This window comes from Bullifex porci (genome assembly GCF_009695635.1).
GTDB lineage: Bacteria > Spirochaetota > Spirochaetia > Sphaerochaetales > Sphaerochaetaceae > Bullifex > Bullifex porci.
In genome coordinates this window covers 1-14,651 of record NZ_VUNN01000027.1, presented here as the reverse complement: position 1 = coordinate 14,651, position 14,651 = coordinate 1, and the positions used below count along the sequence as shown (strand labels likewise).

The following is a 14,651-nucleotide window of genomic DNA, read 5'->3' as shown; positions in this document are numbered from 1 at the left end:
GTAGCTTAAAGACTTATTATATTTGGTACCAAATAATATCATTTGGCTTCATATCGAGGTCAAAGGATGAACCATCTCCACGATAAATAGTAGTACTTAATGGCTCATAAGTATTGTTAACAACAGCATATTTTCCATTCTTAACATAAGCATGGACTTCTGCATTTGGGTTACTGCTGAACCAAGTATAAAGAAGGTCTTCACTATTTGTTGCCCATAGTATTGCTCTATGAAGGATTCTATTATTAACAGCACTATATGGAAGGCCCGATATATATACGCCTCTTCCTTTATAGTATTCATTAACTGCCATTTGAACCTCTTTATCTCTTTGAACAAGGATTTTAGTCCCTGGAAGTGCATATATGTTCTTTTTGCCCTCTCCAAAGTCAATAGCTTTACCAGTTTCAGAGGTTATAAAGTGTTCATTTTCATCCCAGTTATATTTATCATAACCAAGAGTAAAGCCTGTTTCCTTTTCAATTCCAAGAACATCGTAGAGCTGTATCATATGACCTTGATATTGGTGTGCTGTTGGCTCTCCAATACCTATGAAGCCTCCACCGTTAGCTACAAAGGCTCTTACTCTTGTTATTATCTCTTCATCCTCCCAATATAATCCACCAGTGTGTGCTGTATCTTGGTCACCAACATTAATTATGCAGTCAAAAGAGCTTAACAAGTTTTCATCATTCTTTATATCCTCAAAGCTGATAAATGAAACATCAAAAGGAGCGCCAGAAAGCGATTCAATTACACCTGCATAGCTATAGTTTTGCTTCTGATAAAGCGCATGGTGAACCATGTGCGCACCCCAAGAACGCATTTTACCCCAGCAGTTTAATACTGCAACCTTCTTTAAAGAGTAAGCTGTTGTACCTTTAGCATTTTCATATAGCTCTCTGAACTCATTACAAACACTATTAACATATTCAATGAACTCAGGGAACTTTAGTGCAAGCTTTAAATATCCACCATATCCAATTCTATCAATAGGGCTTCTTAAAATAGCTCTTCTTGCTGTGACCCAATTGTACTTTGCCTCTTTTACTGGATCTCCACCCTCATAGAAGGTATCTGGGAAGAAATATGGAAGTAGTCTTCCTTCTGTATATTTTACTCCCTTAATATCACTTATTAGTCTTAAGGTTGAACCATTTCCAACTGATCCAACAATTGCATCTACACCAGAAGCTTTAAACTCATCTAAAAATGGTTCTGTGCCGATCCAATGGTCCCCTAAGAACATCATAGCCTCTTTACCATATTCATGACAAATATCGGTAAATTCTTTAATTAGTGCACATACCTCTTTGTTTTGGAATTTAATGAAGTCTCTATACTCTTTACTAGGTACTCTGTATTGTCCGTTGTAATAGCCCTGGTCGATGATATATTCAGGTCTAAATCTATAGCCAACCTCTTTTTCAAATTTCTCTAAAATATAAGGTGAGACAGAAGCTGAATACCCATACCAATCTACATATTTCTCTCTTGCTTTTTCATCAAAGAGTAGTGTGAATTGATGGAAGAAGGTTGTAAATCGAATTACATCGACATAGTCGTGCTCTTCGATAAAGCTTCTTAAGCGTTTAAGGGAGAATTCATGAGTTGCAGGCTGTCTAACGTCAAATGTCATTTGAGGCTCTATAGTCCAACCATTTGTTACTGCGTTATACATATGAACAGGGTCCCACATGATAAAAGCTAAAAATGAGACAGTATATGCATGAAATGGTTTTGCTTTTATTGTAACTTTATAGCCTTCCTCCTGATAGCTCCAATCAGAAATAACTTCGCCTGTAGTTCTATCAATTACCTCCCACCATCTTTTATTATCCTTACCATTTGGCTTTAGCATAGCAGGGTAAAGACCATACATTAATGGAATTGATAAGCTCTCTTCTGTAGCTGTATAAAATGGAGTCATTACATAGACCTGTTGTATTTCCTCTGGGTGTGCTTTGGCCCATTCATTATCCTTTCTTGTCGTATAATACGTTTTATATATCTTGGCATTTTGACCTTTGAGCTCTTCAGGAAACTCTGTTCCATCACAATCTCGAATTGCATCTGCACCCCATTTTTTTAGTATCTCAATTGTCTCTGGTACTATATCTAAATCAGTTGGGATCGTGACTCTTCCTGTTAATTCCATTACTTTACCTCTCTTATAATATTATTTATTAGCGTGACGTTTCCATCATCCATCCTTTTTCTAAAAAGGGGTGTAGCTACTTTTTTATTTATTTTATTATCCTTAATTATTCCATTAGGGTTTTTTGCCATACTAAAGATTCCTCCTAAATCATCATCGATTACATTGTTAATAAAGGAAGAATCAATAGCCTCCTCAAGACAGAACATTACTGTCCCACCTTCATTTAATGAGCTGAAGTTATGCTCATATAATGTAGACCAGCCTGAGTCTGCATCATATGCCATGCCATCTTGGTTTAATCTTGTTGATCTTGTTAAATTATTCCTAAATTCACCATTTAAACACTTCCAAGGCCAAATTCCAGCACCTACCTTACCACCTCTATTATGTGGTTTTATATAGTATCTATCATTTATTTTGCAAGCGGCTTCATCACTTAAATTATTTTTTACAATAGGATTATCTGCGTACATTACAGTAATAGCATCTCCTGCTGCTTGCTTTACATAGCAATTTTCAATTCTTATATTTTTATGCCCATAAATCTTGAAGGCAGACTCATTGTATTTTGTACCCTTAAAATTTTCATGAGCATAGGTATATCCGATAGCTATTCCCCAGCGTGAGGTTTTATAAACAAAGCACTTTGAGATAAGTATATTCTCAAAACGTGAGAAAGCACTCTTACTTGGTTTTGAACAGGTAAAGTAAATTCCTCCATTGTTTAAATGCTTATCATAGATATTCCCATATACATCGTGGATGTAAAGATTATCAAGAGTAATATTGCTCATTACTCCAATATTTCTTGCAACTGCTGAAACACCTGTTGCACAGTAATATTCATCGCCCACCTTATCATTAATTATTTCAAGCTCTTTAATCGTTATATTAGAGCAATCCTCTAAATGAATAGTTGAAGAAATAGTTCCACAGTAGCGATGAGTAGGGCTATCAAGCTCACAACCATAGTCCTGATACCAAAGCCCTGTGCCTTTAGCATTGATAATTGGTCTATCTCCATCTCCATAGCTTGAGATAGTAATATTAGATAAATCCTTTAAATGGATGTATTCACTATTAAATACAGATCCTCTCTCGAGAAGTATTTTATCACCACACTCTAGAGTGATAGTCTTTAAATCTAATAGTGAATTATAAGCATTATTGCTCTTCGTACTGAAGTAATATTCTTTTGACATTATCTAAATATTCCTCTTCTCTAATTCGCTTTTTTATTATTTCTACTAACTCAGGTAATTCAAAGCTATCTCCATCTGCACGTGTAAATAAATCTAGGTTTGAATTATAATATTTGATTATTTCCTCATCTGTTATAGCCTTAGCATTATTCCTAGCATAAAAAAGCATAAAGGAAGTTTTTTCCATTTCAAGATAAGCTTCTAAGCTTAAATACTCCGGTCCAAACTCATGCTCTTGCTCGTTATATCTTGCCCACCTTTGTTTAAGGTGAGCAAAATCATCGCTATCAATATAGCCAAGAGTCGCTGCAAATTTTAAATGGGCCTTATCGATATTAGTTAAAGTCATTTAACAGCACCTGTAATACCATTTGCAAAGCTCTTTTGGAGGGCTAAGAAGATAATAGCAGTTGGAAGTGTACAGATTAATACTCCTAGCATTAGCATTCCATAATCTACGAAGTAACCACCCTTTAGGTTTGCTACTAGCATTGGCATTGTAATGGAATCATTTGATTGGAAAATGATCTTTGGCCAAAGGTAGCTATTCCAAGCATTCATAAATGTTACAGTTGCAGCTGCACCATAGGTTGAGCGCATTACTGGAATAAACATTGTAAAGAAGATTCTAATTTCTCCTAAGCCTTCAAGACGTGATGCTTCTATAATATCATGAGGGAAGGACCTTGCTGACTGTCTAAAGAGCATTATCATAAAAGGTGTTGAAATTGTTGGAAGGATAAGTGCTGCAGTACTGTTAATCAAATGCATTTTAGAAAACATTTTGAAAAGAGGTACGATAGTTGCAACGAAAGGAAGCATCATTGCAATTAGTAATACAGACATTAATCTATCCTTATATTTATCATGGAAAATTTCAAAGCCATAGCCTGCAAGAGAACAAACAAGCAGAGTAAGTACAGTTACAATTACACTGTTTTTTACAGAGTTCCAAAGCGCTAATAGTAGATTTTGGTTGTCAAGTAATGTCTTTAAGTTCTCAAGAAGATATGTTCCTGGAATTAACTTTCCTCTAATTATATCGATACTTGGGTTTGTGGCACCACAAAACATGTAATAAAGAGGAAATACTGATAGGAAGCTAAATATTCCTAATACTATATATGAAGCTATTAGACCTTTATTTTTAATCACGTTTATCACCTACCTTCATCTGAATAAATGAGAGTATGCTAATACATACTAGTATGAATACTGAAATTGCTGCTGCATAGTTGAAGTTTGGAGTATTTTCGAATGTTGTACTATATATGTAGTGTGCAAGTGTCATTGTTGCCTTACCTGGTCCACCTGCAGTAAGGTTTACAGATTCATCAAAGAGCTGTAATGTACCTGATGTAGACATAATTGCTGTTAGGAGAATTGTTGGCTTTAAAAGAGGTACTGTAATCTTTGTAAACTTTTTATAGGCACCACAGCCATCAATTGTTGCTGCCTCATAGATTGAAGCCTCGATATTTTGTAATCCTGCAATGTAAAATACCATGTTGTACCCTGTCCATCTCCAAACAAGAGCGATGATAACAACAAATCTAGCAGGCCAGGTTTTATTAAACCAATCAATAGGTGCAATGTTAATCCAAGAGAGCATGGTATTAATAAATCCATTACTTGCAAAGAGAGACTTGAAGATCATTGAATATGATACAAGTGAGGTTGCACAAGGAAGGAAGATCATAGTTCTAAATATTCCCTTTCCCTTTATCTTTGGATTATTTAACATTTGTGCAAGGATTAGTGCTAATACAAGCATGATAGGAACTTGTATTACAAAATAAAATACTGTATTAAATAGGCATTCTAAGAACACCTTATCTTTAAATAATCTTGTATAGTTTTGGAATCCTACCCAACGCTCTGATGCGTTATTTCCTCTTTTAAAGGATAGAAGGATTGCTTGAAGCATAGGATAAAAACAGAAGATAAATATTAATAGAGTAGCTGGTAATAATATAGCCCAACCAATTAGGTTCTGTCTCTTTTCCAACGTAAGTTTTTTTGTCATTGGGCACCTCTAGGGAAAAAATGGGCAGGCTTTATTCGCCTGCCCTTAAGGAAAGGTATTAACCTCCGATAGCGAATTCAACAGCTTCCTGAGCCTTCTTCATTTCAGCCTTAACATCAGCTCCCTTCTGTACAACGTTTGTAATTGCATCTGTGATTGCAGAACGAATATCGTTGTAGTATGAACCGAAATCACAATTAGGAACGCCGTTAGCATAAGATACGATATCTGAGTAAACCTTCTGACCACCAAAAAACTCAACTGGGTCCTGATATTTGCTACTCTTTGCAGCTGGGAGATATGTTGTGATAACACCATTGTTTACAAGGAGTGTATCATAAAGATCTGTGTTAGAGCCAAGAGTTGTCTTTAAGAAGTCAAATGCAAGCTCCTTATTCTTACAAGCAGAGGATACTGCCCATGAAGCACCACCACTGTTAGAGAAGTTAGTAGCACCTGCAACTCCATCAAGCTTTGGAAGTGGAACTACTGCCCAATTACCACTCTGATCTTGAGCTGCTGTGATTGATGAGATAATCCAGTTACCCTGAATTAAGCCTGCTGCCTTACCAGTGTTAAATGATGCAATGTACTGATCCCAGTCTGTGTAGTCAGTCATTAAGCCTTCTTTGATTAAGCGAGCATAGATATTAATTGCTTCTTCAAGTACTGCGTTATTTGCAATGTTAACCTTTCCATTTACATATGGAGAAGCACCAGCACTCTGTAGAATCATTAATACGATTTCACTTCCGCCTGAGGTTGTAAGCATATCGATACCTGTTGCCTTCTTAACCTTAGTAGCGTTTTCAAAGAACTGTGACCATGTGATACCATCAAAGTCTGCAACTGTTAAGCCTGCCTTTGCAATGATATCTGTTCTAATAGGCATAATTACAGCACCGTTATCAAATGGAACACCATAGTGCTTTCCATTAGCTGTTGACATTGCACTCTTACCTGCAGCAAAGTCATTAAAGTTGATACCAGAGTTATCAAGAGTTGTGAAGATACCAGGATAGTTAGCAATAAACTTCTGGTATGAGTTATCCTGCATAAGGAAGATATCTGGGAGAGTAGAGTAGTCACCAGCCTGGTCTGCTGTTACAAACTTTACTTCGATATCCTTTGATGGGTTTTCAACAATATTGAGTTTGAAATCTGGATGTGTTTCCTGATAGATTTTTTCAGCCTCAAGTAGTGCAGGAATGTTGAAGTTAGGGTCCCATGCCCAAACTGTCAAGGTGTTAGTCTTTTCTGCAGGTGCAGATTCCTTAGCACCATTTGCAAAAACAGCTGTTAGAGCCATGAGCGCAATAAGCGCAACTGCTAATAATTTTTTCATTTAGTACCTCCTCGGTTGATCCCCGATAACTTCACTATATTGGCTAATAAAACCATTCAGATATGTAGATATTGCTTATATATTTATTTTTATTGCTCAAAATAAAGAAATATATCATTATTTAGATATGAGCAATTATCACTTTGATGTAAACCTTGATGGTAGTAGCAGTAAGGTAAATCTACTTTATATATCACATAGTAGAGATGAAAATGACTGGCCTAGTATTATTCATTCACATCTTTTTTGTGAACTTCTGTATATCGAAAAGGGTAAAGGTGAATTAGTAGTTAATGGCGAAAAAATACAAATTAGTGAGCGTGATTGCATATTATTACCCCCTAATAATCTTCATACTGAAACCTCCTCTGAAACAGATAAATTAGAGTACTATGCATTGGGTATTTCAGGCTTAGCTGTAAGCTATGAGGACTATGAAGGACCGATAATAAACTTTGGAAGTGAGAATGATAGAGTTCGTAATTTAATAAAGAATATGTATGGGGAGCTTAGAAAGAAAAATTCCAATTATGAGCTAATAGTTAAAGGCTATTTCTATATATTGTTAACGATGCTACTCAGAGCTAAGAAGGCGAATGTAGAGGTTAAAAAAAGTGAGCATAATGCAAAAGCAAAGCTTAATTTAGTAAAAGATTATATTGATTCTCACTACATGGAGGACTTTAATCTTGATGAATTAGCCAAGATGTTCAATATATCGAAGTACTATTTTGTTAGAATATTTAAAAAGGAGTTCTCAAAGGGGCCTATGGCTTATTTGGAGGAGGTTAGAGTTAGAGTTGCTAAAAATCTTTTGGCCTCTACAGAAAACAGAATAACAGATATTGCACTAAACCTTGGCTTTTCATCTTCTTCCTACTTTTCTCAGCGCTTTAAGATCTTAACTGGTATTACTCCATATGATTACAGATTGATGCTCAGAAATAATGATTTGTTACTATAATAACGTTATGTAATATTTATAACAAATTTTTTAAAAAAGTATTGCATAAGATAGCAAATTTATTTTAATCTTCCGTTGCAAATTGAGAAAAATATTTCCTGAAAGGTGGGATTTTTATTATGGAGAATAAAATCAAAGTCGCTGTCATGGGTGCTACAGGTGCCGTTGGACAGGTATTTATGTGGATGCTATCTGATCATCCATGGTTTGAGCTTGCTTATTGTACAGCTTCTGCCGCAAGAGTTGGACAGAAGTATGCATCAACCGTTCACTGGGTTATGCCATTTGAGATGCCTGAAGCTATTAAAGACATCGACGTAAAGGAATTTAATTTTGACGCAATGAAGGAAGCAGGTGTTAAGATTGTTTTCTCCGCACTTCCTGCAGCAGTTGCAATGGAAGCAGAGCCACAATTAAGAGCTAGAGGCTTCTATGTATTTAGTAATGCAGCCGCAATGCGTTATGACCAGGATGTTCCTATCTTAATTCCAGATACTAATGTTGAGCAGTTAGATTTAATCAGAACTCAGGGCTATCCTCAGACTGGTTTCTGCGTAACAAATGCAAACTGTGTTACAACAGGTCTTGCTATGGCTCTCGCTCCTCTTAGAAAGTTTGGCATCAAAACTATTACAATTAATAGCTACCAGAGTGTATCTGGTGCGGGCTATCCAGGTCTTTCCTCATTCGATATTACAGATAACTGTATTCCTTTTATTAAGGGTGAAGAGGAAAAGATTGAAAAAGAAGTTAAGAAGATTCTTTCAATTAATCCAGATGTATATGCATATACAGTTAGAGTTCCTGTTATGTTTGGTCACCTAGAGACTGTATGGCTTGATTTTGAGCAGGATGTTGAGTGTGATGAAATTGTTAAGGCTTGGAATGAGTTCAAGGAATGTCAGGACCTTCCTTCAACACCAAAGCAGCCTATCGTTTATTCACCTGAATCAACCTTCCCACAACCAAAGTACGCTTTCTGGGGTAATCCAAAGGGTATGGTAGTTTATACTGGACGTTTAAAGAAGAAGAATGGAAAAATTGGCTTTTGCCTCCTTGTTAATAATATTGTTAAGGGCGCAGCTGGTGGTTCAATTCAAAATGCTGAAGCCTTTGTATCTAGATTCCTCAATAGATAATCAATATTATTTTATTCTTGGCGGTCGAAAGGCCGCCTTTTGTTTTACAAAAAAACATCCTGAAGGATTAACTGTAACAAAAGCATATGCTAAAATTTGTTAAAGGAGCTTTATGATGGAAAGAACTTTTGATAAGAATAATAGACTTATAGATTTAAAGAAGGGTGATATTCTGTACGTGCAGGGACAGGAGTGCGATACAATGTTTCTACTTTATACAGGTAAGATGGGACTCTACTATAACTATGGGAAGGATCATGAGCTCTGCCTTGCAACAGTATGTGAGAAGGGTGCTTCTCTAGGTGAAATGGGCCTTCTAGAGGGAGAGCCTAGAAATGGTACAGCTGTTGCTCTTGAGGATAGTAGAGTTTTAGAGATTAGAAAGGATAACTTAGAGGAGTTTTTATTTGCACATCCAAATGGAGGTGTAAAAATGATTCAGGACCTTGCTAATAGATTTAAAAATGTTTCTATCCAGCTCGAGGAGAGTAGAAAGCTCTTAAGGGAATTAGTTGATACAAATACTGTAAAGAAATCTAAGATATCAGATAAGTTTAAAAAAATTGCAGATTTACTTTTAGACGTACCAAATGATGTACCTGTAGATTTATATATGTCTTGTTATACAAGGAATAATAATAATTTAATGTAAATATAATAATTAAATAAAAAAATATCGTTTTTCCTTGTCAAAAGCGATGTTTTTATTTATTGTTGTGATTAAGAATAGTAAGTAGTAAAGGTCTCTGTAAAAGGACCTTTCAGAAATAGTCAATAAGGAGAAATTCATGACAATCAACGATGTTAAGCATGTAAAACTCGTTCAGTGGGTCAATGAGATTGCAGCTCTTACAACCCCTGATGCAATTGTACTCGCAGATGGTTCTGCAGCACAGTATGATGAACTTGTTAACGAATGTGTAGAAAAAGGTCTCTGCGTTCGCCTTAACGAAGAGAAAAAGCCACACAGCGTTCTTTTCAACTCAGATCCTTCTGATGTTGCTCGTGTAGAAAAGAGAACATTTATTGCAGCTAAGACTAAGGATGAAGCTGGTCCTACAAATAACTGGATTGATCCAGTTGAACTCAAGAAGACACTCACAGGTCTCTACAGTGGATGTATGAAGGGTAGAACAATGTATGTTATCCCATTCAGCATGGGTCCTCTTGGTTCTCCAATTTCAAAGCTCGGTGTTGAGATCACTGATAGCCCATATGTAGTTATCAACATGATGATCATGACACGTGTAGGTGTTAAGGTTCTAGACTTACTCGGAACAGATGGTTACTTTGTTCCATGTCTCCACTCAGTAGGTAAGCCTCTTGCAGCTGGTGAGACAGATGGTGGTAAGTGGCCATGCGCTCCAATGGAAAATAAGTACATTGCACAGTTCCCAGAGACAAGAGAAATCTGGTCATTCGGTTCTGGCTACGGTGGAAACGCTCTCCTTGGTAAGAAGTGTCTCGCTCTCAGAATAGCTTCTGTACTTGCTCGTGATGAGGGTTGGCTTGCTGAGCACATGCTCATCTTAAAGGTTACTAACCCAGAAGGTAAGAGCCGCTTCGTAACAGCAGCATTCCCATCAGCTTGTGGTAAGACTAACTTAGCAATGCTTATCCCAACAATCGAAGGCTGGAAGGTTGAGACAGTTGGTGATGATATCGCATGGATGAAGTATGGTGCAGATGGTAGACTTTATGCTATCAACCCAGAAGCAGGCTTCTTCGGTGTAGCTCCAGGAACATCAGCTAAGTCAAATAAGAATGCATTAATTGCAGCTAGCAAGAATACAATCTTCACAAACGTAGCTTTAACAGCTGATAAGGATGTTTGGTGGGAAGGTATTGGTTATGATGCTCCAGGCCCACTCACAGATTGGCATGGTAATGAATGGATTCAGGATAAGAGCAATAAGGAACAGGCTCCTGCAGCTCATCCAAATTCACGTTTCACAGCTCCAGCTAATCAGTGCCCATGTATCGCTCCTGAATGGGAAGATCCACAGGGTGTTCCAGTATCTGCTATCCTCTTTGGTGGTAGAAGACCTTCAACTATCCCACTAGTACACATGGCTCGTAACTGGAATCATGGTGTATTCCTTGGTTCTATCGTAGGTTCTGAAGTAACAGCTGCTACTCTCGACGTTAAGGCTGGTACAATCCGCCGTGATCCATTCGCAATGCTCCCATTCTGTGGTTACAACATGGGTGACTACTTCAAGCATTGGATTGAGGTTGGTAAGGCTGGTGATGCTGATAAGCTTCCAAAGATCTTCTATGTTAACTGGTTCAGAAAGACAGCTGAAGGCAAGTGGTTATGGCCAGGCTACGGCGATAACAGCCGTGTTCTTAAGTGGATCTTCGAGTGCTGTGAAGGTACTGCTAAGACAGTTGATACTCCAATTGGTATCATGCCTACTGTTGATGCAATTGATCGCCCAGCAGATGTATCTGAAGAGGATATGAAAGAGCTTCTCAAAGTTGATGTTGATGGCTGGCTCAAGGAAGTTGAAGATATCAGAACTAACCACTATCCAAAGTTCGGTGCACATCTTCCAGCAGAGCTTGCTGAGATGCTCGATACTCTCGAAGCTAACCTCAAGGCAGCTAAGAACTAATAGACTTTATATAGTCAAAAAGCCCTTCAATTTGGAGGGCTTTTTCTTTGCTTAAAAAATTATGATAAGTTGCGGAAAGTGCATAAAAAATAGTACTTTCCGCAGGTTATCGCAATATTAAAATATTAGATAATTGATATAATTTACTATATTATAAGAAATAATCTTCATTATTGATTTTTTATTAAAAAATAAGTGAGTTTTTACTATCAAAATAAGGTAAGAAAACTATAATATTTGATATGAAGATAAAAAATATCCTACTTTCTATAGTTTCAATATTATTAATCTTACTCTTAATTATATTTTGTTTTCTTTATTTTAAGTTTAAGGTTCAGCTTTCTGCAATAAAGACAATAGAGTGTGTAGATGACAATGTATTTTCATTAACCTATAGAGGCTCCTGCGGATTTGATGAGTTTTTAATCTGCGGTGGTGCTAAAACCGATAGTGAGGTTGCGTCATATTTAACAGAGTTTTTATCTGGTGGCTTTTATAAGAGTAATGTTGATTCAATTGACACCGGGTGCTCTGTATTTGTAAAGGATGAGATATTTGCAAGAAATTTTGATTGGGTAGATGCGCCAATAATGATTACAAAAACATATCCAGATGATGGATATTCCTCTATTGCGACATGTAATTTATCATTCCTTGGCTTTGGCGATGACTTTGACCCTACTTCTAGCTTTGTCTCTTCCCTTTTGAGCCTTGCAAGTATATATGTTCCTTTAGATGGTATTAATGAAAAGGGCTTGTGTGTCTCTGATTTAGTAGTTGATACACCAATATTAATAGACCAAGATAAGGGAAAAGCGGATTTAACGATAACTACTTTAATTCGATTGCTACTTGATAAAGCTGCAACTGTTGATGAAGCGCTTGAGCTAATTAATAGCTATGATATTCACTCATCTGCTTCTATGATGCACCATCTTGCAATTAGTGATAGAAGTGGAAGAAGTATAGTTGTTGAATTCTATGAAAATGAAGTTTATGTTACACAATCAAATATAGTAACGAATTTCTTTTTATCTGATGAGTGTCCTCTATATCTTATGGGAAGTGAACAATCAAAGAAGCGGTATGAAATATTACAGTCTAAAGAAATACCACTTGATGCAATTCAAGCTGTTATTCAGAGTAATATGGATAGTGACTATGAATTAACTCTTTGGAGTGTTTTATTTAATAAAGCTAAAAGTAGTGCTACATACTACTTTAGAGAGAACTTTGATAAAGAATATACATTTTCTTTATGATAGAATGAGTAATAATGAGTTATACAGCTAGAATACAATATATTATCAAAGCTTTAATTAAAAAGGATGGGATTACTTTAAAGCAAATTGCTGATGAATTTGAGATTTCAACTCGTCAAGCAAGTCGTGATATTGAGCAGCTAAGATATCAAATGGGTGCTCCTATTGAGTATGATAAAAGTGATAAAGTATATAGGCTAACTCAAGATTGGAGTAGTTATACAAACCTCGATGATAATATGGTAATTCTTGCTGCATATTTTAGATCCTTAATAGAGCAGCTTCCATTAAAAAAGAGTATTAAAAGTGAGATTGAGGAGACCTTTCTCTCCTCAGTTTCAAAGAGTGCAGCTGCATTAACAGATAAGGTAATATATAAGGCACCTCAAATTAGCTTTCCAAACTATGATGTTTTTTCAACAGTGACTGAGGCCTTAACGGTTAATCATTGTATTGAGATTAAATATACAAACTTTAAGAAGGAAATAACAAATAGAATTGTTGAGCCTCTTAGACTTATAAATTATTCAAGCTCTTGGTATTTAGTTGCCTTTGACCATAAGAGAGAAAAGGTAATTAATTTACATCTATCAAGAGTTATTAGTGCTTCAATTCTCGATACTCCAATAACATTTAAGGATACAAAATTAATTGTTGATACCTCCTTTGGCATCTTCACTACAGGAAGAATGGAGGATTATGTAATTAAGTTTTCATCAAAGCTAACAGATGATGTTAGGCATATTATTTGGCATCAAAAGCAAAGAATAGAGGATTTAGAGGATGGAGCTTTTTTACTACATATTCCTGCATCAAACTCTCAAGAGCTAATTACCTTAGTCCTAAGATATGCTCCATATGCATGTCCTATTTCTCCCGAAAGCTTTGTTAATGAGTATAAAAATAGAGTTAAAGAGATTAATAAAACTATATAAGGTTTTATGAGTTTCTTCTGCGTTACTGGTAAGCTTGTCATGAGCCTTATTCACTCGTAAAGTAGGGAAATTCTCTTAAAGTTTAAATAACCACAAACAAATTCAGAATGGAGAACACTATCACAATCCCTTCAGGTTTTAAAAGGGTTAATTAAAACAAAGACGCTAAAAGCACCAACAGTCACAGATAGAAGTATTTTTCTCATAGATGGCACACATTGCAGGAACTAGAAGAAGATAGAACCTGCACTAAATGTGGTGTAAGGATGCATATACATAACACATACAACATAAGCCTTGTTTACATTCCTTTTGGCAAAATACTTTCGACAGTAAGGTTTGAGAAGCATCGTTGTATCTATCCAAAATGCAATTTCACTTGTATGCAGGAGGTTCCTTTTCAAGCTGGAGGCCACAGAATTACTAGCACTCTTCATTCTTTTGCAATGGACCTACTTGAACTGGGGCTTACTAACAAAATTGTCTCCGAGCTTACAGGGCTTGGCAAGAACACCGTCAAGAAAATAGACAAGGAACGACTTCTAAAGAAGTATACTACTGACGATAAGCACCTTAAGAAACCTGAGAGACAGGCGAAATACCTTGGAGTAGATGAATTCCTGCTGCACAGGGGCCGATAATAATTGATCTAGAGACGGGGCATGTACTATGGCTTGCCTATGGCAAGAATAAAAAAGCGCTTTATGACTTCATCAAATTTGTTGGAGAGGAATGGATGGACGGTGTAGAAGCTGTTGCATGTGACATGAATAGCGACTATCAAGAGGTTTTCGAGGACTGTTGTCCCCATATACAGGTAATAAGGAAGAACTTTAACGACAAGGTTGTTGCCGAAGTAAGAAAGGACGAATAGAGGCGCCTCTATTCAGAAGGGAGAATAGAGGAAGCAAAGATGCTCAAAAATACCAAATACATTCTCACATCAAACAGACAGACCCTTAGGAAGAAGGATGATAAGGCTAAGGAAGACAGGAAAGC

The 14,651-nt window shown here is 36.5% G+C and carries 14 protein-coding genes; 8 read left to right on the top strand and 6 right to left on the bottom strand.

What is annotated here, in order from left to right:
- Positions 1 to 16: 16 nt before the first annotated feature.
- The 6 genes from gnpA to FYJ80_RS10250 are packed head-to-tail and all read right to left on the bottom strand — an operon-like array spanning position 17 to position 6,734.
- Positions 17 to 2,158 (bottom strand): 1,3-beta-galactosyl-N-acetylhexosamine phosphorylase, encoded by a 2,142-nt coding sequence (gene gnpA / locus FYJ80_RS10275; RefSeq protein WP_154426615.1) that lies wholly within the window; start codon positions 2,156 to 2,158, stop codon positions 17 to 19.
- Positions 2,158 to 3,363: a polyhydroxyalkanoate depolymerase gene (locus FYJ80_RS10270; RefSeq protein ID WP_154426613.1), complete on the bottom strand. Its 1,206-nt coding sequence runs from the start codon at positions 3,361 to 3,363 to the stop codon at positions 2,158 to 2,160. Before FYJ80_RS10270 ends, gnpA begins: the two co-directional genes overlap by 1 nt.
- Positions 3,326 to 3,712 carry a hypothetical protein gene (locus FYJ80_RS10265; RefSeq protein ID WP_154426592.1) on the bottom strand — a complete coding sequence of 129 codons (387 nt, stop codon included), beginning with the start codon at positions 3,710 to 3,712 and terminating at the stop codon, positions 3,326 to 3,328. The genes FYJ80_RS10270 and FYJ80_RS10265 overlap by 38 nt, the downstream gene beginning before the upstream one ends.
- Positions 3,709 to 4,518: a carbohydrate ABC transporter permease gene (locus FYJ80_RS10260; RefSeq protein ID WP_328596780.1), complete on the bottom strand. Its 810-nt coding sequence runs from the start codon at positions 4,516 to 4,518 to the stop codon at positions 3,709 to 3,711. Before FYJ80_RS10260 ends, FYJ80_RS10265 begins: the two co-directional genes overlap by 4 nt.
- The gene (locus FYJ80_RS10255) at positions 4,511 to 5,389 is read right to left on the bottom strand and encodes a carbohydrate ABC transporter permease (RefSeq protein WP_154426590.1); all 879 of its coding nucleotides are present in this window, start codon (positions 5,387 to 5,389) and stop codon (positions 4,511 to 4,513) included. The genes FYJ80_RS10260 and FYJ80_RS10255 overlap by 8 nt, the downstream gene beginning before the upstream one ends.
- Before the next feature lie 58 nt (positions 5,390 to 5,447).
- On the bottom strand, positions 5,448 to 6,734 hold the full coding sequence (locus FYJ80_RS10250) for an ABC transporter substrate-binding protein (RefSeq protein WP_154426588.1): 1,287 nt from the start codon (positions 6,732 to 6,734) through the stop codon (positions 5,448 to 5,450).
- Positions 6,735 to 6,861: 127 nt separating this feature from the next.
- On the opposite strand from FYJ80_RS10250, the gene FYJ80_RS10245 reads away from it, so the two are divergent.
- From FYJ80_RS10245 to FYJ80_RS11815, 8 genes are all read left to right on the top strand, one after another.
- Entirely contained in the window at positions 6,862 to 7,698 is an 837-nt protein-coding gene (locus tag FYJ80_RS10245) for an AraC family transcriptional regulator (RefSeq protein ID WP_154426586.1), read from the top strand.
- A gap of 119 nt (positions 7,699 to 7,817) precedes the next feature.
- Positions 7,818 to 8,837: an aspartate-semialdehyde dehydrogenase gene (asd, locus tag FYJ80_RS10240; RefSeq protein ID WP_154426584.1), complete on the top strand. Its 1,020-nt coding sequence runs from the start codon at positions 7,818 to 7,820 to the stop codon at positions 8,835 to 8,837.
- A 115-nt stretch (positions 8,838 to 8,952) separates the two neighbouring features.
- The gene (locus FYJ80_RS10235; protein WP_206361067.1) at positions 8,953 to 9,489 is read left to right on the top strand and encodes a Crp/Fnr family transcriptional regulator; all 537 of its coding nucleotides are present in this window, start codon (positions 8,953 to 8,955) and stop codon (positions 9,487 to 9,489) included.
- Positions 9,490 to 9,604: 115 nt separating this feature from the next.
- Positions 9,605 to 11,455 (top strand): phosphoenolpyruvate carboxykinase (GTP), encoded by a 1,851-nt coding sequence (locus tag FYJ80_RS10230; protein ID WP_328596782.1) that lies wholly within the window; start codon positions 9,605 to 9,607, stop codon positions 11,453 to 11,455.
- Between the two features lie 242 nt (positions 11,456 to 11,697).
- Entirely contained in the window at positions 11,698 to 12,717 is a 1,020-nt protein-coding gene (locus FYJ80_RS10225) for a linear amide C-N hydrolase (protein ID WP_154426578.1), read from the top strand.
- A 14-nt stretch (positions 12,718 to 12,731) separates the two neighbouring features.
- Positions 12,732 to 13,652, top strand: coding sequence for a helix-turn-helix transcriptional regulator (locus tag FYJ80_RS10220; RefSeq protein ID WP_154426576.1), 921 nt, complete (start codon positions 12,732 to 12,734; stop codon positions 13,650 to 13,652).
- A 218-nt stretch (positions 13,653 to 13,870) separates the two neighbouring features.
- Positions 13,871 to 14,293, top strand: a complete 423-nt coding sequence (locus FYJ80_RS10215; protein WP_154426574.1) for a hypothetical protein — start codon at positions 13,871 to 13,873, stop codon at positions 14,291 to 14,293.
- On the top strand, positions 14,269 to 14,526 hold the full coding sequence (locus tag FYJ80_RS11815) for a transposase (RefSeq protein WP_328596781.1): 258 nt from the start codon (positions 14,269 to 14,271) through the stop codon (positions 14,524 to 14,526). Before FYJ80_RS10215 ends, FYJ80_RS11815 begins: the two co-directional genes overlap by 25 nt.
- Positions 14,527 to 14,651: the final 125 nt, after the last annotated feature.

Coding starts and splice junctions, on each gene's coding strand:
- FYJ80_RS10255 (WP_154426590.1), bottom strand. CDS start 5,389: ATGACAAAAAAACTTACGTTGGAAAAGAGACAGAACCTAATTGGTTGG.
- asd (WP_154426584.1), top strand. CDS start 7,818: ATGGAGAATAAAATCAAAGTCGCTGTCATGGGTGCTACAGGTGCCGTT.
- FYJ80_RS10235 (WP_206361067.1), top strand. CDS start 8,953: ATGGAAAGAACTTTTGATAAGAATAATAGACTTATAGATTTAAAGAAG.
- gnpA (WP_154426615.1), bottom strand. CDS start 2,158: ATGGAATTAACAGGAAGAGTCACGATCCCAACTGATTTAGATATAGTA.
- FYJ80_RS10225 (WP_154426578.1), top strand. CDS start 11,698: ATGAAGATAAAAAATATCCTACTTTCTATAGTTTCAATATTATTAATC.
- FYJ80_RS10265 (WP_154426592.1), bottom strand. CDS start 3,712: ATGACTTTAACTAATATCGATAAGGCCCATTTAAAATTTGCAGCGACT.
- FYJ80_RS10245 (WP_154426586.1), top strand. CDS start 6,862: ATGAGCAATTATCACTTTGATGTAAACCTTGATGGTAGTAGCAGTAAG.
- FYJ80_RS10250 (WP_154426588.1), bottom strand. CDS start 6,734: ATGAAAAAATTATTAGCAGTTGCGCTTATTGCGCTCATGGCTCTAACA.
- FYJ80_RS10270 (WP_154426613.1), bottom strand. CDS start 3,363: ATGTCAAAAGAATATTACTTCAGTACGAAGAGCAATAATGCTTATAAT.
- FYJ80_RS10220 (WP_154426576.1), top strand. CDS start 12,732: ATGAGTTATACAGCTAGAATACAATATATTATCAAAGCTTTAATTAAA.